The organism is Bacillus sp. TCT6 (assembly GCF_056033845.1).
The window spans coordinates 2,177,520-2,196,889 of the sequence record NZ_JBVYHX010000001.1; the positions used below are offsets into that span (position 1 = coordinate 2,177,520).

Below are 19,370 nucleotides of genomic sequence, written 5' to 3' on the forward strand. Positions count from 1 at the left end.
TAAAGTAGCTCTTAAACAAAAAACTTCTTTTTTTAATTGATTCATAGTAAACAAGAAAGGTTGGCAAATTAACAACTAAAGAGATTTCTTCAGGTAAGCTAATAAGTAATCTATCAAAAGGTCCTTTACAAAATTTATACATAAGTCAATTATAAGATCATGTAAATTTAAAATTATGTAAATGTTATACATTTTTGTAAAAGACATTCATTGACACTTGCGTATATAAGTAACTATACTCGTTACATCAAATTGAATGTGTGATAATACGATTTTATTATTATTACAAACATGTAAATATAAAGATAGAAAATCCCAATTTGATAAATACAATGGTAGAGGTGTTTATTTTAATGAAGCACAAATTAATTGCAACAGGTATCCTTGCAGGATCTATATTATCCTATTCTTCTAATATTTTAGCAGATACTCATAAATTCCCTGATGTTCCTGTATGGGCTGATAAATCTGTTAATTATTTAGTTGATAAACAGGTATTGAATGGTTATCCAGATGGAACTTTTGGTTCAAATGACTCATTAGACAGAGCTTCGGCTACAAAAATTATGACAAAAGTTTTAGGGATACAAATTGATCCTAATGCAAAACCATCTTTTACAGATTCACAAAACCACTGGGCTACTCCTTATATTGCTGCTGCTGAAAGAGCTGGTATTGTTAAAGGTGAAGGTAATGGAATCTTCAATCCATCCGGAAAAGTAACTCGCGCTGCTATGGCTACGATGCTAGTAAATGCATATAAACTACAAAACACACCAAATTATAACGAGCAGGTTAGATTTGAAGATTTAAAAGGGCATTGGGGAGAAAAATATGCCAATATTTTAATAGATTTAAAAATTTCTAATGGTACTGAGAACGGTTGGCAACCAAATAGATTTATAACACGTGCTGAAGCTGCTCAACTTACTGCAAAAACAGATATGTTACAACAAAATTCAAACGATGAAAAAGAGATTATTACTGCTACTTCATATGAAGATTTAAATTTAACAGTGACTTCGAAAATTACAGCTCAAGAGATTGATAGTTTTATTGCGAAATATCATTCGGATAGTCCTTTAGTTGGACATGGGCAAGATTTTATCAATGCGCAAAATCAATATGGCGTGAGTGCTCATTATTTAGCAGCGCATGCGATTTTAGAATCTGGATACGGAAAATCAGAAATCGCATATCAAAAACATAATCTATTCGGTCTACGTGCATATGATGGAGATCCGTTTAAATATGCGAAATATTTACCAAGCTACGGCGATAGCATTGCTTATAACGCTAATTATGTACGAGAAAGATATTTAGAAGAAAGTGGTATGTATTATAACGGGCCAACATTAACTGGCATGAACGTGAAATATGCATCAGATAAAGGTTGGGCTAAGAAAATTGCGGGTATTATGGAACGTATTAAACCGTTTCGTGTAGAAGACTATACATATGCAAAAAAATTACCAAAGAATCCTGAAACATTAGATGTCGACGCATTATCTAATGAAATTCCATATAAAATGTATGCAGACGGTTCAAGCTCAAATGTTGTATCATCAGCTACTTACTATCAGGTACCTTATCCATTTAATTTAAAAATTAAAAGTAGACCAGATGTAGCTGTCGAGGAGAATAAAGTTGGTACAGTAACTTCTGGAACAACCATCTTTATTTATCGTGAAGATCCAAATGGATGGGTAGAATTCTCTTTTGAAGCGAATGGAGAAAAATACTGGACATTAAAAAGTAAATTAAGTATGTAATTAAAAAGATCTATTTCACTACTTTTAATCGATTAGATTATAATCTCATATAATTGAGAGACAATTTTTTTACTTTCTTAAAATAAAGTTATGTATACAAGAAAAGTTAGAGGATTATTTTCTCTAACTTTTCTTCGCTAGTATTTGAAATTAAAAAGATGGTGGAGTTACTCCAAATATAACAGTGACCTTGTTTAAAGAAGTGTTTTCCCATTTATGCTTTGCATAAGGTGGGATTTTAACACTATCACCTGTATTGAGAAGTAAAACCTCATCATTTAGATATAGTTTTACTTGTCCTTCCATAATACATGCTATTTCTTCCCCTTTATGTGCCACAGGCTCCATAGATGAAGCAGTTTGAGGTAACAGATTCATTAAAGCCAATTCTAGTGATCCATCTAAATTAGGAGATAATAGCTCATACGAAACATTGCCGCTTTCAGGAAAAGTTATTTTTTTTCTTTGGTTAGCTCTTACAACTAATTCTTCTGTACTGGTATCCTCTAAGAAAAAATTAAACAATGGAATATTTAATGCTACAGAAATTAATTTTAGTGTTTGTAATGATGGATTTGTGATTCCTTTCTCAATTTGACTTAACATGGAAGGTGTTATATCAGCTAACTCTGCTAAACGTTTACTGGTTAATCCGGCACCTTTTCTAAATGCCATAATTTTTTGACCAACATTAATATTGTTCATATATGTAATCCCCTTTAAATAAGTAAATAAAGTTAAATTTTAGTTAATTTTATTTACTTATACTTAATATATTGTTAATATATACTTAATTATAATAAAGTATGGTTAATTTTAAAACATCATATGTACATATGTCAGCAGCTGCTTCTCGTTTGAATAATACATATGCAAATAAAAGTTGCTGAATCTCATCCTCTATTTGTATATCTACCATATGGAGTAGGAGTAGGATATGGTGATGTTTATGGTATGAAGATCATGTACATGTATTTTTTGCTGAAATTATCCATTCTCCGTATAGGCTATTAGGTATGATGACCGGATTATATGATGGTATTCCCATACAAGATTCTGAATGAAAAGAATTCTAATAAATAAAGAACGACTTAAGAGTAAACATCAATGTTGTATTATAAAATTTTTAAGGAAGTGAAAATATTATGAAATCAGCTTTAAATAGTATTATGATCTCCTCGATTCTTGCAGTAGGAGGGGTCATTTCGCTTTTGTTTACTTTAATGGGAGGTCAAGATTGGATCTGGGATTGGGTAGGGTTATTACTGGCATATCTATCTTTGGGCATTTTAATAGGCTTATATAATAAAACTGTGGATCACAAAACATTATCTAGAATATTAAAAAGAATTTTGTTTATTTCCTTTAATTCTACAGTATTAGGAATAATAATAGGGATAACATGCCAACTATTAGGAAAGGCGAATCTTACTATAATGATGTATTATTGGTTGATAATGTTATTACTACATTTCATTACTATAATAACATTAGTTATCCTAGTATTTGTACATCAAAATAGTCAAAATTACAGCCTGTTATATACATTTATTGTAATTTTAAACATTTTCCTTACCCTAGGACCAGTATTATATCCTTTGGTTCTAACTATCATAGGAAATGGCATGAATGCTAGTGCAGGACACTAATTTTTACCTATATAGATTATTAAAATAAGTAATCCAAAATTGACATTGGTTAAGTTAAAGAACTTTATAAGCTAATAGGATAATATAACTAAACAACATAAAGTGAAATAATAGGATAGAAAGAAGATTATAATATGAAAATTAAGCTTAAGAAAAAAAGAATTATAAGTGTATTGTTGGCTATTACATTAGTAGCAATAGGGTATTACATGTTTCAATCTATTACGAATCCTAAGCTGGTAAATGCGAAAGAGGCAAATAGTGTTCAACAAGTGAGCAGTCTACCTAAAAATGAATTGAAAAAATCGATACCTAATCGTTTTGATGGTAAAGAAAGAAAAGTTGCATATTTAACTTTTGATGATGGACCAGGAAAATATACAGCTAATCTATTAGATGTATTAAAGAAAAATGATGTGAAAGCAACATTCTTTTTAATTGGCGATAATGTGAAAAGGTTCCCAGATTTAGTGAAACGAGAGCATGTAGAGAACCATTATGTGGGTATGCATAGTATGACACATAATTTTAAAAAGTTATACACCAATCAGGAATATGTTAAGGAAATGAAAGAGGATCAATCTTTAATTAGAAATGTTATTGGAAACTCCCCGAAATTAACACGCCCACCATATGGATCAATGCCTGGATTAAATGAATCACTTCGAAATGAAGTGGTCGGAAATAATTTAAAAGTATGGGATTGGACAATTGACTCTCTAGATTGGAAATATAATAAACTACCTGTGGATGTAGCGGCCGCAAAAATTGTTCAAAATGTCTTAGCAGGTGCGACGTCTTCAAAGGAAATTGTTTTAATGCACGATATTCATCCACAATCTGTTGCGGCTGTTCCAGCAATTATAAAAGGATTAAAAGAAAAAGGGTATGAATTTGAAGCTTATGATGAGAACAATCATTTTCCAATAAACTTCTGGCATGATAGCCGGATATAAAAGTATTTATGAGTTAAATGAATGGAATAAGAAATTGATATAGGGTTTAAATATATGTAAGAGCGCGTTGATCTAAATATATACCAACACGCTCTTTATTTATTTTTTATTATTTAAATGTAAGTATAGGGTTTTTATTGTATATAAATAATTAAATATCTTTTATTTTTATACAATAAATTACTTAATTGTTATATAAATATTGAATGAATTTAATTGTCGTTTTTAAAAAACAGTAAAATTGGCACAACACTAAACGTAATGGTAGTTATAGCAAGTGTCTCTTGTATCATATTATCTATACTAGGATTTTGGGGCCTTAATAAAGGGGAGCATTGTGAAGTCTTTTAATAGTATGCTGGATAACTTGCAAAAATTAATTGGAGAAGTAAAAAACACAACACAAGAAGTTACTGTTTCTACTGATGGGATGTTACAAGTTACTAAACGAGCATCTCATATATCAAGAGAGGTTGTTCATACTTATATTTGTTATCTATCTTGTCTCTTATTACTTGTATCTTCCAACCACTTAGAAACATATTCTTGCATACGAGATTCTAATGATTGAATCGTTTTATTTGATATAGCAAGTGCTTGATCCGCATACTTATTCGGGAACATGTTGCGCAAAGTAGGTTCATTTTCAGCACCATTTCCTGGTTCACGGTAATCTTCAATGATGTAATCATCGCCATTTTTTGTGACTGTCACACGGACTGGAAGTAAATGTCCTGCTTGAGGAACTGTCTGTGTTTCGCGGTTATATCCTTGCATGAGGGAATGGAGGTAGACATACATTTTTTCATCCTTCATCTCAGTTCCATAGATTACATGCGTCTCAAATTGTTTTTTTGTATGATTTAATTTGTCTTGATTCCAGGTAATGATACTTTCTGAAATAAGGGAATCTAGTTTGCTGTTTAGCGGAATCTCCGTTACATCCTTTGCATCATTTTGGACTGAATCACACCCTGTTGTAATGAAAACGAGTGTGATAATGCTTACGGTAATCATTATCTTTCTCAAAATCTTATTTTCATATATTAATGCAAAACGTCTGCTCATCAATTCACTCCATTTCTCTTCGTGCTAATCATCCACTGACATAAATATTTTATATAACAATAGTAAAATCGTCTTCAAACTAGAAACTTATTCTATCCAAGGGAATATAATACATACTATACCATTCTTACACATAACGGGAGAGACTCTATGAGAAAAGTTATAATGTATTGTGGGATCTTTAGTATGATTCTTTTAAGCGGTTGTATCCGATTCGGAAAAGACACTACAGATACCATTTATCTCATTCCAGAAGCATACGAAGGAGACCTTTTGGTTCTATACAATGTTCCAGGAGCTGAGTTGTTGCCAGAAGAAGATGGGTTTCGTGTTGTTACTTTTTCTGCAGACGGGACCGCAGTAACATCAACACCTAATATGAAATATGGGGAAGTCAACGATACCTATTACACGGTTAACAAGGAAGGAAAGCGCACCAAACTTGACGAAAGCTGCATACGCGTTGGTTCAAATGGAAGCACTACTGAAAACATCGGTGAAGAAAATGAGCATACTTTCTCATACGCGAAATTGGAAGTCACACCTAGTGCATGCTCACAAAGCTTCTCATCATACGGGAGAGAAGTACCAGAAAATCAAGAACATCCTGTAGAGAAGAAACTGAGGGACTTACTGGTGCGTGTAAAAGAGCAGTATATGAAAGTGAAGAGCTAAATTTTAAAATTCTAAAAAGGGTGAATGGATGGATGATGTTAGGGATAGGGCTAATTGTATTAGGCATTTTACTTGTCAGCATAGTATCATACCGAGAAATAAAGAAAGCAGGGGGCGTTACCTGGATTGAAATTCTAGTCTATCCCTTTTTATTATTAATATGCGCGCTACTCGAGCATATTGATTTGCCAGGGTTTTTAATATTTTTAGGTTTGGTATGTATTGTTTTTGGTAGCTGTATGGTCATGGGCGTCAATATTCTATAACATTAAGAGCAAAGCATCTAGTTCAGTTGCTTTTTTATTTTATTTTGTAATTTTTATTTTTAATGTCTATCACACTAGTTACCCAGACATACAGGGTTCCAAGTGCTGGTAAAAAACTTAGCAAGTTGAATGTATTCTCTATAATATAGAATGAAATAAAAATGGAGGAAAAATAAATAGACAATGGAAGAAAAATGTATACGTCACGTTTTAAAGATTTTAAACTTTGCACTTTATTCACCTCAGCTTTTCTGGCATTATGTTTTAAATAAGAACCCGTAAATTTGCAGATTCTCCTGGTGATGATTTTAAAATATGTAACTCAGTTTTAATCATAGAATGTATTGAGTCACTATAAAAATCAAATATTAATTTTCTAAAGAATCCTATACAAACCTTATTGCGTTAGAAATACAGACCTAATTATAACCGTTGTAAATGGATCCAATTAGATTTCGGCCATCCCAGTATCCGCATCATAACTAGTAACACTTCCTGTCATCCCTTTTAAAATACCAACATGGACTGTTGCATCCGCACTAACTGTTACAATTTTCATCACATTCAGCTCCGTTTCGATAATATGCTTTGAATTCCCGCGTGATCATTTATTCGTTAGATAACAAAAACGCACCGTAACCCAGTGCGTTTCAGACAAATATACCTATATGTTTTACTTTGTAATTTGGAAGGAGCCACCATAATAATATGAAGTGTCTATCTTCAGTACTGCTACATATGTACCTGGTGTGTAAACTGTTGTAATAGGTGTTGTGAACCTAGAATAGTAGTGGTGCCCAGCCTCACCTGCAGAAATGGTTTTGTAGCGCTGCAATTCACCTTCTCCGTTCAATCTATAAATCTTTACAACAACCACATCTTTTCCGCCTATATATACTGTCGTATCAAACATACCACCTTGTTTTAACCTACCAGGGGCTAATTCTTGTATATAGTCCGCATTGTGATGCAATAAGAAATACGTTTGCCATGGCCAATCATCCACAACAGCTGAAGCTTGCTTAATCGTATTTACTTCAGCGCGCGCTTTATCAGGTAGCGTACTGTCTAAAACGATAAAACCCGAAAAGGTTAAGGCACCAATTAAAGCAAATGAACATAATTTTTTCATATTAAATTCCTCCCGTTTATCTGACATTTTCATAGTCTACTTACAGGTATTAGGTTGTCATCCATTAATTGGATTGTTATTATAAAATCAATATATCATTTTCTTTTAATTTAATCAAATTAGAATTTTCCAACAAATTATGAGAATAGATAAAATTCTACCTTTCTCCGTTTTTTCTATCATACAGAAGAAAGAACAGAGGCGATAAAGAAATTTTATTCCTCTCTCTTTTCAAATTAACAACATTTCCCGTTTGTACGGTACGAGACTATATTAAACATAAAATAGACACGAAAGGGGATTGGAATTAGCGAATATTTACATGGAATCTAGGAGATGCAAGCTCAACATTTCATAACGGATCGATGGTTCCATTTCAACAGACTCCGAATCCGACAGTAATTTTGTTCTGTTTATTCATGAGGTAACGGAAGAGAATTTAGAAAAACTTGCTACAATTGCTCATCAGTATATAGAGGAGACCATCCATTGTTACAATTACGGCATTGTAGAAGAAATAGGTTAAAAGAATAAAACATACTGTTCCAAATTAATATTCCATGTGCTTTTGAACATACATTCCCTATTTTAAATGTATATATTGAATATATAAATATATTGTGTTATAATGTAAATTAGAAACTCGCGTGTTTCAAATACAACATTTTTATCTTCTTGATGACCTCTTATCTTTCCGTAAGAGGTCCTTTTTTTATCCCTCCGTATTGCATAGCCGCTAAAATACTATGAAAAGATACTAGAGATTACTCTACTGTGATATTCTCTAGTATCTTTTCTTTATCTATATTATCTATTGTTGGGTAAACGATGAATTATTACCTTTTGTATAATTTTTATACATCCTGCAAATACGTTATTTTTTTAGTAGGCAATTAAAATTTATATACATAATGCATAGAACAGTAGTGAGGAGATAACAGGAAGTAATAAATATTTTGGATGACTTCTTATTTTGTAAAACTAGGGTGTAGAAAGGATGAAACAGATGGAAGAAAAACGAATTGCGATTTTTGTAGTGGATGGCAATGTCAAAGTCGCGAGCAAACTCCGTGATGTTGTGTTAGATATTGTTGATTTTGATAATTTAGGAGAATACGTAGAGCCTGCTTTTACAGGGATATTGTATTAAGAACAGGAGGGAGTATGATTCCAAAAGAAGTAATGGTAGAATACGTCTCAATTTCCTGATTTAGCAAACCTGCTACCAACTGAAATTATTGTTTATCCGGCTATTTGCCGGGCAGCCCGATTGGTGAGGGCTGATTAAATTTTCACTTTATTAAATTGGATTAAGAGATTCTTGAAATGAGGTAGTAACAAAACAGCTTTGTGGGAATTAAACAAAAGGCTGTTAAAACAATTAAAGTGTTAGTTAAAAAAAGCTGATAGCTGAGCGAGAAGTAAACAATTAAAAAACTTTACTACATATGGAGCAAGTTTTTTCTTAACGTACGAAAATCTCGTTATGCATTACTATTAACTTAAGATCATGTATCTTATGATGAAAATAATTCTATCTCTCTATTCATTTATTCGAAGATTCTTAAAACTCTTGCGATAAAACGTGGATGTATTTATAATTATAGTTAGTTAAGCTAACTAATTATAGTTGGATTTTCAACACAGGAATAGTTCAATAAAAAACAAGAATCTGAAGCAAATTTGTTAATCTATAGGGCGATTCCTCAAAGAATAGAGCTGTACGCAGAATGAATTTAAAAAAACGGTAACGAAGGGAAACTAATTAAATGGCAGCTAAGCTTGGTTTATTTATGTTATGAGTATCTGATAATGCACGAGACAAAGAAATGGTATGTCGCTAATTACTTGCTTTCTGTGCTTCTTGTGCATCATTAATTGAGAAGTAAAGTTATTAAATAAAATACATGTAAGTATAAAAGATAAAGTTGGAGAAGGTAGATAAATACGTTGGATTATTAAATTCAACGTATTTTTACAGAATAAAAGTTAGTCTAACTTATTATAAGTTAAGCTAATTTAATTAGAAGGAGGTGAAAATTGTTTACAACTTGTCTTAGTAATAATACAAATTACTTAAATATACTGATTTCTATGGAACTTAAGAAATTTGGAACAAATAACAAGGAGGGTTTAATTAATGAATAGTTCTAAAGAAAATAATCCTATTTTGGCCGTCGTTAGCTCCAGCGGTAATCAAATTCATTTCTTCAATACGAAAAATTTTGAAAGAATAGGGGTTATAGATTCTCCAGTTACAGAACCTCATGAATTATGTTTCGATTCTAAGCGTCAATTGTTATATGTAAGTATTACTTATCGCTCAGGTTTTTATAGAAATAATCCGGAAAAAAGCCATGAAATTTTAGTTATCGATATTGATCAATTTAAAGTAATTGATATCATTGATATTTCGCCGGAATTTGCACCACATGGTTTAGTTTATAATGAAAAAAGACTTATTGTATGTAAGTGTTGAATCTGGTGAAGGAGGAATTTTAATTATTAATCTTAACACAAGAAAAGTGCTAGATAGAATCTCTACAGAAGCAACAGGTCCACATTGGTTTGTGACGAATCAGATGGTACAAAAGGATATTCCTCTAATAAAGAGGCGCCCTTTATATCGGTTTTAGATACACATAATAAGGAGTTAATTGGAAAAGTATCTATGCCCTATGGTAGTGAAGAACTAGCTATTTCTCCTAAAGGTAATCGAGTTTATATCCCTTCACCATGTTTACTTGGAGACTACAAAGAGGAGCAACCTACACTTAGCATCATTAATACAGAAACCGATAAAATTATAAAGACAAAATCATTTTCAGATTTAATTACTCCGGTTCATGTAACGAATGATGGGAAAGTATTGGTAGGACATACGCGTTTTCAGAATAAGAATGGAGAGAGAACAAGAAGTATGTTTTCTCCAGCACCAGGGTATGTTTCTATTCTTGATGGAGAATCGTTAAATATGTTAGGTACAATAGAAGTAGATTTACTCCCAATTACAATGCGTTCTTCTACGGACGGAACGGTTGGATATGTTTCTAACCTTAGATCAGGGACAATAAGTGTATTAGATTTAGTTAATTACAAGAATGTTCATACCATTGAAGTTGATCCAGGAGATCGAAATGCAGATCCTTCTGTAAATCAAGGAGCTCACGGTATAGCATATATAGAAAGGTAAAATAAGAAAACGCTATTCTTTTTGTAGAAATTTACAGAAAGTATGGCGTTTTTTATGTATCTATTAATTTCTGATGAATTCCAATTAGGTCTATTTTTTTGCTGGTTAGGAGCGCCTGTTATTCATTATTGACTTCTGATAAATAGATTATGTTTCCATGTTAAAAGAGTAGGCAAAGTTTTTTAATGCTCGTTATTAGCTTTTGTATGAAATTAACTTTGGATAATTGATTATTGTATTCTTCTAATTGGATTAGATATTCATAATTAATTTGCAACAACCAAACTTCTTTGAAAACGAACTAAAAGGTATTTTAAATGTATGTTTTAAAACACCACTAATAATGATAACGTTTGCTAAATATAGGAGCTCCTTAAGTTTGTAAGAAGCTTACAAACCTCCTTCTTCCAATGCAACTTAAGCGTAAATTAATTTTTTGTAAATATGGAACAATGTCCTTACTTACACTGTCTATTAAGCGTTAAACATTTTTTATTAAATAAATTAATTAAGAAAGGAATCATCATTTTTAACTAAGGGAGAAGATTGAATTGAAAAAATTATGGATGCTGCTTTTCGTTTGTTTCGCAGTTATGTTGGTAGGATGTAATAAAAACGAACCGCCAAAACAAGCATTTGAAGAATATATCAACTTATGGAATGATAGAAAATTTGCAAATATGTATGATCATTTATCAGATCATGCCAAAAAATCGATTTCTAAAAAAGAATTCACAGAAAAATATCAAAAAATCTATGAGGGGATTGGAGCTAAGAATTTAAAAGTTAAAATGAAAGGAGAGAATACGAAAGATAAAGAGCTTTTTCTTTTTGAAGTTAAAATGGATACGGATGTAGGATCAGTTTCATTCATCCACGAAGCAAAACTTGTGAAAGATAAAGAATCTTGGAAAATAGATTGGACACCGGACTTCATTTTCCCAGGAATGAAAAAAGATTACAAAGTACGTATGCAAATAGAGCAAGGAAAACGAGGAGAAATATATGATCGAAATGGAAAAGGGCTTGCAACGAATGGTAAAGCAACTGAGGTTGGAATTATTCCAGAGAAACTAGGCGAAGCAGCAGCGCAAACGAAAGGAATAGTAGCGCAATTACTTGATATGTCTATAGAAGAGGTCGAACAAAAGCTCACAGCGAAATGGATAAAACCAGACTCCTTTGTACCAATTGGCGTTTTAAAAGAGGGAACTAGACAGAATGATTATATTGAATTAGAAGGAGTTTCATCTCGCCCAGTAAATATTCGTACGTATCCATTAGGTGAAGCAGCGGCACACTTAACTGGATATATAGGAAAGGTGAATGCGGAGGAGTTAAAATCACTTCAAAAACAAGGTTATCAAGCAGATGATTTAGTAGGTAAGACCGGTTTAGAGAAAGTGTTAGAAAATAAATTGCGTGGTGAAAAGGGTGGACGCGTATTTATAGAAGATGAGAATGGGAAAGAGATTAAAAACGTAACAAAAAAAGAAGCAAAAGAAGGAGAAAATGTTACGTTAACAATTGATGCTGCAATTCAAGAAAAAATCTTTAATGAGATGAAAACTGAAGCAGGATCTAGTGCAGCGGTCAATCCTAAAACAGGTGAAACAATCGCACTTGTAAGTAGCCCTGCTTATAATCCAAATATAATAGTTAGAGGAGCATCGAAAGCCCAACGAGAAGCATGGAGTAACGACTCGAAACTACCAATGATGAATCGCTTCACACAAGCATTTGTACCAGGTTCCGTATTTAAAACGATTACAGGTGCAATTGGTTTGGAAACAAACACAATAAATCCGAAGGAAGAATTTAAAATTCAAGGATTGAAGTGGACAAAAGATTCATCTTGGGGAAATTACTATGTAACGCGTGTAAAGGATGCAAGTCCAATTGATTTTGATAAGGCAATGAAGTACTCTGATAATATTTATTTTGCTCAACAAGCTTTGAAAATGGGAAAAGATCAGTATATAAATGAATTTAAAAAGTACGGATTTCATGAAAAATTACCAATCGAATACGAATTTCCTATTTCAATCATTGCAAAAGATGGGATAAAAAATGATATTCAACTAGCAGACACGGGCTATGGACAAGGACAAGTATTAATGACGCCACTTCATTTAGCATTAACATATGCACCGATTGTGAATGAAGGGAATATTCCGTCGCCACATCTTTTAAAAGAAGCAAAAGTAGCGGGGAATTGGAAAGAAAATGTGATTTCTAAAAAGAATCAAGAAATATTAAAGAGTGCATTAATCAAAGTCATTAATGACCCTGATGGCGCAGGGAGAATTGCAAAGGTTGATGGTGTAACGCTTGCTGGTAAAACTGGTACAGCAGAACTGAAAGAGTCGAAAGAAGCAGACGGAAAAGAACTGGGATGGTTCGCAGCTTTCGATGCAAATGCACCAGACATGATTGTTACAATGATGATTGAAGATGTAAAAGGAAGAGGAGGAAGTAATGTTCCAGGTGAAAAAGTAAAACATGTATTTCAGAAATAATACTTAATTATAAGGTGAATTTTTTCACTAAATTTATTACATGTTTGCTTAACTCAAAGATATAAATTGGGAAAAATATAGAACAATTAAATTTCAAAAAAGCATTCTTTCTAATCGAGAATGCTTTTTTGCTGTGATTCTAGAAAAGTTGGCATTGCTAATGGTAAATAGAAGGGGATAGCAAATTGAAATGGACAAGTGGAGTTTTACGTTAAATTCAAAAAAACAGATTTTTATGAGTGGATTTTTATCATTGTATGCTTTACTTGTTTTTTAGTAGTATTATACTGCCTGAAAAAAGATAAACAATGGAACAAATGAAACTTGTATCTTGTCTATATATTGAAACCATAATAAAAGTGAGGGCAGTTTTATGTTTATTCAAATAAGTTTGAGGTGTGGAAATGGAACAGACGTTTATTGAAAAGTGTAATCATGATGAGCTGGACTATGTTATAAAAGACTATTGGCAAGATGTATGGAATTATTCATTTATTATTACGAAAGATCCACACTTATCAGATGATATCACGCAAGATGTATTTATAAAGGTGTTTAAAAATTGGAATTCATTTCGAAAGGAGTCATCTATTAAAACGTGGATATTAAAAATCACAAGAAATACGGCAATAAACTATTTGAAATCCTCCTATTTTAAAAGGATATCTTTAATAGGATTTTTTAGTGATGATAAGCAATCCCTGTCAGCAGAACAAGAATTTTTTAAGCAAGAAGAAATGAATGATGTGTGGAAGGTTGTATTAGAACTACCTAAAAAGCACCGTGAAATAATTATATTGGACGCAAAATATGAATTATCTTATGAAGAAATGGCTGAAACATTAGGAGTATCCATTGGAACTGTAAAATCGAGATTAAGTAGAGCGAGAAGTAAGGTTTCAAAATTAATAGGGGAGGGTAGTAGTGATGAACAATAAACAAAATCCTGACTGGTATAGAAAAATAAAAAAAGGGCCAATGGAGAATCGTAAAGATGAAGAAGAATTTATTTCTAAAATAAAGCAGTCTATATATGAAAATAATGAAGTGGATTTTGTAAAACATAAAAGACCATTTCGTAAAAAAGTATTACCTATTGTAGTTGTTTTGGTTTGTACAATGTTATTTTTCATTGTTCAACAACCTTGGCTTGATGATAATAAATCACCGGTACAAAGTAGTACTCAAATTAAGCCTAAAACAAAAGATGAGTCTGCTCAAGATCCATCACTAAAACAATTTATGAATGAACTATATCAAAGTATAAACTCGAAAAATGAAAATGACTTGTATAAAGCGTTAAATGATGAAGTTCTATTTAAAGGGAAGAGTTATAAGAAGGATGAACTGCAGTTTGATGAAGATATTTTTCATGAGTTGCAAGTCGCCCTTACAATGGGGGGAGAGTTTGCAAATGATACAAAGCAAGTATATAAAGTACCAAGTGGATTGACGGAAAGTAACCAACCAAAGCAAGCGCATTTTATATATGCAACTGTTACTGGAAATAAAACGAAAATTTTAGCTGAACCAAAGCGAGAATCACAAGTTTTATATGAAGTATCTAATGAAATGGTAAAAGCTTGGATTCCAGAAAAAGTAAATAATGATGGATATATAAAAATTTCGACAATTGATGGTAATACTGGATATGTACAGAAAGAGTACATTTTAACTGATATTAAATATTCATTTATGTTCGAAAAGAATAATGAAGGTATATGGAAAATAATAAATGTAGATTCTATATGGTAAAAGAGGAAGGTTCACTTTAATGAACCTTCCTCTTTGTTTTTATTCTCTTTTTGAAGAGTATCCCAGTACTCTAAAATTTCTGATGTAACGAGAGCGGCAATGTTTTTTTCAGAATTACTACCAGGAATAACGACAGAAACGGCAATTTGTGGATCTTCAGTAGGAGCATATGCAATGAAAAGAGAATGATTTATCATTCTTTCTTGCTCATTTGGAAAACCTGTAATACCTGTTTTACCTGCGACGTTAAAGGGTAACTTTTTGATCTCCTCTATATTTTGACTCATTCCACCTTGCACGACACTCCAAAAATTCATCGGGTAACGATTTGAACTTTCTAAAATTGGTTTAAACTTTTTTGTTTCCTTACCATCTTGACCAATAATCGCACTTACGATTTGAGGTTTATATTTATCACCTTTACTTGCCAAAGTTGCTGCATATTGAGCGAGTTGAAGAGGAGTATGCACTTCATTTCCTCCCCAAGAGGCATTTAATAAAGCTGAAATCCCATTTTCAAATTTATTAGATGGATGAAATTCATATTGTCCGTCTTCTTCAAAGGGTAAGTCAATCCCGGTTTTAGAACGTAGGCCGAATTGCATTAAATAATCTGTCCATATATGTGACACTTTTTCTATATTCCCATTATTTTGGTTGAATAAGGGCAGAGCTACTTTTGCTGTCATAAATGTGTTAGATGAATTAATGATAGCCTGCCTCGGTGTAATCTCGCCTGTTGGCGTTCCAGGTGCATTCGTAATGTTATTTTGATTATCATACTGAAAAGTACCTTTATCTAAATAAGTGTCTTCAGGTTGAAAAAGCTTTTCGTTTAATCCAATTAAAATAGTAAGTGGTTTTATAGTAGAAGCCATATTTACATAAGATTCACCATACTTTAATTTTTGAATTGCTTTATTTTGCGAAAGTGATTTAATGTTTTCTTTTCTAGAAGATACATGTGTATTTAATATATTTGGATCAAAAACTACCGAGTTGGCCATAGTTAAAATCGCGCCAGTTTTTGCATCGCTCACTACAGCATAACCAGCTTTAGCATCAGGTGTTTTCTTAATTTGAGATCTTAATGCTTCTTCTGCCTTTTGCTGCAACTCAGAGTCTAAAGCTAGCCGTACATCTTTACCATTTTGTACTTTTTGAATGTTCCATAAGAACTTTTTATTTTTCAATTTAAAAATAAGAGTTTTACCTGGTTTTCCTTTTAAATCATTTTCATATTGCAGCTCAATCCCGCTTTTTCCAACAGCCATATGCTTTGAATTAAGGTCATTTTCTACATAACCAATTACTTGTGAACCAATTTTGTGTTTAGGATAATATCGAATCCATTCATCTTTAATTATTACATTATTGGGTTTGTTTTTGTTTATGAATGCAAGTTCATTCTCAGTTATATCAGAGTATAACGGTATATCATTCATAGTCTGCTTTTTACAAGATTGTTGTAATTGAGATTTTATGTTCTCTGTAGAAATATCATGTTGAAATTCGCTTGAAAATTGATTAAAAAAAGCTAATGTGTTTGATGTATCTTGTTTCGATAGCTTTTCGTCATTAGAAGTGCAATATAGAGACTTAACTTTCTTATTTGTAGCTAGTATTACACCATTTTGATCAAAAATCTTTCCTCTTTCAGCTGAAGAAGTTGCGATAGTAATTGAAATGAAGTTGATTTTTAATAAAATTAGTAAAATCAAACCTACGATAGAAAAAACCGCAAAAAATCTCCATCTTTTTATATGTAACATATAACCCTCCCTTATGTAGCCTATTTCATCTTATATTTAATTATTTTTTTTGTAAATGTGGAACAACTTTCTTGTTTAGGTTGTCTATTAAGTATTACAGCATGATGAAAGGAATAATTAGCATGAAAATTTACTAGCAAGTTTATATGTAAGTTTAATAAGAGTCATTATACAGTTTAGCACTTCTAATGCAAGTGGCAAAAAAATAGAGAGAAAACAAGAAGGGAGAGGTATTAATTCTGTAGCTAAACGAAAAGGAATGGATGCTTACAAGGGTTAAGCAAAAAATTGAGGCGATATTTATAACCGATTATCGGTGTCTAATATATAAGGAATGCTTTTGGTATTTGTAGCAATTCCTGAAAGGATTAAATGGAGGATTTATGAAAGAACAAAAAGGCAAGAAGCAGAAGACATATATATCTATTCGATTAAATATAATGTTCCTTTGCATATTTGTACTATTCTCAGCTATTATTATGCAACTAGCAAAAGTACAAATCGTTGAGGGAGAGGCTTATAAGAATCAAGTGGAAAGTAGTCAAAATGCAATAACTAGTATTCCAGTTCCACGTGGGCAAATTTTAGATCGAGAAGGGAACACAGTTGTTAATAATAAATCTCTTCGCACAATTACGTATACAAGGGTGAAGGGAATTACGAGTGAAGATATTTTAAAAGCAGCAAAAGACTTGGCGAAAGTACTTGAAATGCCTGAACAAGATATAAATAAATTAACAGATATCGATAAAAAAGATTTTTGGATGCAGTTGAATTCGAAACGTGCGGAAACAAAGATTACTAAGAAAGATATAGAAAAGTTTAAGGAAAAGGGTATAGAGGGGAAAGAGTTAGATAAAAAAATAGAAGACTTAAGACGAGGTCGCGTTACAGAGGTAGAATTAGCAGAATTAACAGCACAAGATTTAAAGGTGTTAGCTATTAAAAGTAAAATGAGTTCAGGTTATCAATTAACACCACAAATTATTAAAAAAGATGTAACAGATGAAGAGTATGCGCGGATAAGCGAAAATCTTGGGAATTTTCCAGGAGTAGATGCAACTGTTGATTGGGAACGTAATTATGTAAACGGTAATTTATTTCGTTCTGTATTAGGAAATATTACGAGTAGTGAAGAAGGATTACCGAAAGAAAATTTAGATTCTTATTTAGTACGTGGATATAACCGTAATGATCGTGTCGGAAAAAGTTATATTGAACAACGATATGAAGATGTATTACACGGCACAAAAGAAGAAGTGAAAAATATTACTGACAAATCAGGAAACATTGTTAGCACAGAAATAATCTCTAAAGGAAAAAGTGGTAATAGTTTAACATTAACGATTGATATGGAATTACAAAAGAAAGTGGAAGAAAGTATAGAGAAAAACTTGAGAGCTTTTAAGCGTTCAGAGCCACTGCTCGATCGAGCTTTTGTTGTCATGACGAATCCAAATAACGGACAAATTTTATCTATGGCAGGCAAAAAGATTGTAGAAAAAGAAGGGAAAATAGAGGTTGAGGATTTGGCATTAGGTAACATGACAACTTCGTATGAGCTAGGGTCAGCTGTAAAAGGTGCTACTTTATTAACTGGATATGAGACAGGGGCAATACATCCAGGGGATCAATTTTATGACGCGCCGATGAAATTTAAAGGTACACAAGCTAAGAAATCGTGGAATGTATCCGGATTTGGTAATATTAATGATTTACGGGCTTTACAAGTATCTTCGAATGTATACATGTTCCAGACAGCTTTAAAAATTGCGGGAGTTAATTACGTACCAAATGGCTCATTGGATATTAAACAAGGAGCATTTGATACGATGCGCTATTATTTCAAGCAATTTGGTTTAGGCGTCCCAACAGGTATTGATTTACCGAATGAAATAATTGGACAAACGAGAAAAGTAGATAGTCAACCTGGGTTTTTACTAGATTTTTCTATCGGTCAGTATGATACGTATACGCCGTTGCAATTAGCGCAATATATTTCAACGATTGCGAATGGCGGTTATAGAATGCAACCTCAAATTGTACAAGAAATACGAGAACAATCAATAAAAGAAGAGGTTGGTAATGTTATACGTTCCATAGAGCCTGTCGTATTAAATCGAATTGATATGAAGAAAGAACATATCGATCGGATAAAAGAAGGGTTTAGATGGGTATTTCAAGAAGGTGATGGAACTGGCGTGAAGTATTTCAAAAATGCGCCATATAAACCAGCAGGAAAGACAGGAACAGCCCAAACTGTATATGGTGGAGATGACCCAATTGGCAGAAATGCAAAAGGAGAACGTATGGAATGCTATAACTTAACGTTAGTTGGATATGCTCCATATGATAATCCAGAAGTAGCATTTTCCGTAGTAGTTCCATGGCTCCATGATGATAAAAATGGAATTAATTCTATAATTGGAAAGGAAATTTTAGATGTATACTTTGATTTAAAACAGCAACGTATACATGGTGAAGCTACTAGTACAAGTAGCTCTAAGCAAAATTAGAGTACTTTTCTCAGGGAAGAGACCCTGTTCATATAAAGCCATTTATAAGTAAAAAAATGAAATGTGAAATAAGAGATAGCGGCGATCATAGCTACTA

The 19,370-nt window shown here is 32.3% G+C and carries 16 protein-coding genes; 12 read left to right on the forward strand and 4 right to left on the reverse strand.

Features of this window, described 5'->3' with window-relative positions; genetic code table 11:
- The first annotated feature begins 353 nt into the window (after nt 1-353).
- A complete protein-coding gene (locus AC0ONG_RS11045) occupies nt 354-1,772 on the forward strand; it encodes an S-layer homology domain-containing protein (protein WP_000680993.1) in 1,419 nt (472 codons plus the stop codon).
- A gap of 150 nt (nt 1,773-1,922) precedes the next feature.
- Here the strand turns inward: AC0ONG_RS11045 and AC0ONG_RS11050 are convergent, their stop codons facing one another.
- Nucleotides 1,923-2,477: a helix-turn-helix domain-containing protein gene (locus tag AC0ONG_RS11050; protein ID WP_136997537.1), complete on the reverse strand. Its 555-nt coding sequence runs from the start codon at nt 2,475-2,477 to the stop codon at nt 1,923-1,925.
- Nucleotides 2,478-2,917: 440 nt separating this feature from the next.
- Here AC0ONG_RS11050 and AC0ONG_RS11055 point away from each other — a divergent pair, with 440 nt between their 5' ends.
- On the forward strand, nt 2,918-3,421 hold the full coding sequence (locus AC0ONG_RS11055; RefSeq protein ID WP_136997536.1) for a DUF3902 family protein: 504 nt from the start codon (nt 2,918-2,920) through the stop codon (nt 3,419-3,421).
- A 134-nt stretch (nt 3,422-3,555) separates the two neighbouring features.
- Complete coding sequence (locus tag AC0ONG_RS11060; protein WP_000694602.1) at nt 3,556-4,377, forward strand: peptidoglycan-N-acetylglucosamine deacetylase; 822 nt, start codon at nt 3,556-3,558, stop codon at nt 4,375-4,377.
- 492 nt (nt 4,378-4,869) lie between these two features.
- On the opposite strand, the gene AC0ONG_RS11065 is transcribed toward AC0ONG_RS11060, so the two are convergent.
- Entirely contained in the window at nt 4,870-5,445 is a 576-nt protein-coding gene (locus AC0ONG_RS11065) for a peptidase M56 (RefSeq protein ID WP_474203586.1), read from the reverse strand.
- 150 nt (nt 5,446-5,595) lie between these two features.
- Here AC0ONG_RS11065 and AC0ONG_RS11070 point away from each other — a divergent pair, with 150 nt between their 5' ends.
- Nucleotides 5,596-6,120: a DUF6843 domain-containing protein gene (locus AC0ONG_RS11070; RefSeq protein WP_001233342.1), complete on the forward strand. Its 525-nt coding sequence runs from the start codon at nt 5,596-5,598 to the stop codon at nt 6,118-6,120.
- 32 nt (nt 6,121-6,152) lie between these two features.
- The gene (locus AC0ONG_RS11075; RefSeq protein WP_000979114.1) at nt 6,153-6,386 is read left to right on the forward strand and encodes a hypothetical protein; all 234 of its coding nucleotides are present in this window, start codon (nt 6,153-6,155) and stop codon (nt 6,384-6,386) included.
- Between the two features lie 673 nt (nt 6,387-7,059).
- Here AC0ONG_RS11075 and AC0ONG_RS11080 read toward each other — a convergent pair.
- Entirely contained in the window at nt 7,060-7,518 is a 459-nt protein-coding gene (locus AC0ONG_RS11080; protein WP_474203587.1) for a DUF5065 family protein, read from the reverse strand.
- 997 nt (nt 7,519-8,515) lie between these two features.
- Here AC0ONG_RS11080 and AC0ONG_RS11085 point away from each other — a divergent pair.
- From AC0ONG_RS11085 to AC0ONG_RS11110, 6 genes are all read left to right on the forward strand, one after another.
- Complete coding sequence (locus AC0ONG_RS11085; RefSeq protein WP_000812115.1) at nt 8,516-8,668, forward strand: hypothetical protein; 153 nt, start codon at nt 8,516-8,518, stop codon at nt 8,666-8,668.
- Between the two features lie 990 nt (nt 8,669-9,658).
- Nucleotides 9,659-9,997 carry a YncE family protein gene (locus tag AC0ONG_RS11090; protein ID WP_166669691.1) on the forward strand — a complete coding sequence of 113 codons (339 nt, stop codon included), beginning with the start codon at nt 9,659-9,661 and terminating at the stop codon, nt 9,995-9,997.
- A gap of 84 nt (nt 9,998-10,081) precedes the next feature.
- A complete protein-coding gene (locus AC0ONG_RS11095; protein WP_228491503.1) occupies nt 10,082-10,711 on the forward strand; it encodes a YncE family protein in 630 nt (209 codons plus the stop codon).
- Nucleotides 10,712-11,262: 551 nt separating this feature from the next.
- Complete coding sequence (locus tag AC0ONG_RS11100) at nt 11,263-13,230, forward strand: penicillin-binding transpeptidase domain-containing protein (protein ID WP_000737760.1); 1,968 nt, start codon at nt 11,263-11,265, stop codon at nt 13,228-13,230.
- Between the two features lie 404 nt (nt 13,231-13,634).
- Complete coding sequence (locus AC0ONG_RS11105; protein WP_000438327.1) at nt 13,635-14,168, forward strand: RNA polymerase sigma factor; 534 nt, start codon at nt 13,635-13,637, stop codon at nt 14,166-14,168.
- On the forward strand, nt 14,158-14,985 hold the full coding sequence (locus tag AC0ONG_RS11110; RefSeq protein ID WP_016077682.1) for a hypothetical protein: 828 nt from the start codon (nt 14,158-14,160) through the stop codon (nt 14,983-14,985). The genes AC0ONG_RS11105 and AC0ONG_RS11110 overlap by 11 nt, the downstream gene beginning before the upstream one ends.
- An 11-nt stretch (nt 14,986-14,996) precedes the next feature.
- Here AC0ONG_RS11110 and AC0ONG_RS11115 read toward each other — a convergent pair whose 3' ends face one another.
- On the reverse strand, nt 14,997-16,757 hold the full coding sequence (locus AC0ONG_RS11115) for a peptidoglycan D,D-transpeptidase FtsI family protein (RefSeq protein WP_016077681.1): 1,761 nt from the start codon (nt 16,755-16,757) through the stop codon (nt 14,997-14,999).
- 383 nt (nt 16,758-17,140) lie between these two features.
- Between AC0ONG_RS11115 and AC0ONG_RS11120 the strand changes: the two genes are divergently transcribed.
- Nucleotides 17,141-19,273, forward strand: a complete 2,133-nt coding sequence (locus AC0ONG_RS11120; RefSeq protein ID WP_016077680.1) for a peptidoglycan D,D-transpeptidase FtsI family protein — start codon at nt 17,141-17,143, stop codon at nt 19,271-19,273.
- Nucleotides 19,274-19,370 lie beyond the last annotated feature (97 nt).

Bases quoted from the DNA above. Each gene is read 5' to 3' on its own strand.
- AC0ONG_RS11045 (WP_000680993.1), top strand. From the start codon at position 354: ATGAAGCACAAATTAATTGCAACAGGTATCCTTGCAGGATCTATATTA.
- AC0ONG_RS11050 (WP_136997537.1), bottom strand. From the start codon at position 2,477: ATGAACAATATTAATGTTGGTCAAAAAATTATGGCATTTAGAAAAGGT.
- AC0ONG_RS11055 (WP_136997536.1), top strand. From the start codon at position 2,918: ATGAAATCAGCTTTAAATAGTATTATGATCTCCTCGATTCTTGCAGTA.
- AC0ONG_RS11060 (WP_000694602.1), top strand. From the start codon at position 3,556: ATGAAAATTAAGCTTAAGAAAAAAAGAATTATAAGTGTATTGTTGGCT.
- AC0ONG_RS11065 (WP_474203586.1), bottom strand. From the start codon at position 5,445: ATGAGCAGACGTTTTGCATTAATATATGAAAATAAGATTTTGAGAAAG.
- AC0ONG_RS11070 (WP_001233342.1), top strand. From the start codon at position 5,596: ATGAGAAAAGTTATAATGTATTGTGGGATCTTTAGTATGATTCTTTTA.
- AC0ONG_RS11075 (WP_000979114.1), top strand. From the start codon at position 6,153: ATGATGTTAGGGATAGGGCTAATTGTATTAGGCATTTTACTTGTCAGC.
- AC0ONG_RS11080 (WP_474203587.1), bottom strand. From the start codon at position 7,518: ATGAAAAAATTATGTTCATTTGCTTTAATTGGTGCCTTAACCTTTTCG.
- AC0ONG_RS11085 (WP_000812115.1), top strand. From the start codon at position 8,516: ATGAAACAGATGGAAGAAAAACGAATTGCGATTTTTGTAGTGGATGGC.
- AC0ONG_RS11090 (WP_166669691.1), top strand. From the start codon at position 9,659: ATGAATAGTTCTAAAGAAAATAATCCTATTTTGGCCGTCGTTAGCTCC.
- AC0ONG_RS11105 (WP_000438327.1), top strand. From the start codon at position 13,635: ATGGAACAGACGTTTATTGAAAAGTGTAATCATGATGAGCTGGACTAT.
- AC0ONG_RS11110 (WP_016077682.1), top strand. From the start codon at position 14,158: ATGAACAATAAACAAAATCCTGACTGGTATAGAAAAATAAAAAAAGGG.
- AC0ONG_RS11115 (WP_016077681.1), bottom strand. From the start codon at position 16,757: ATGTTACATATAAAAAGATGGAGATTTTTTGCGGTTTTTTCTATCGTA.
- AC0ONG_RS11120 (WP_016077680.1), top strand. From the start codon at position 17,141: ATGAAAGAACAAAAAGGCAAGAAGCAGAAGACATATATATCTATTCGA.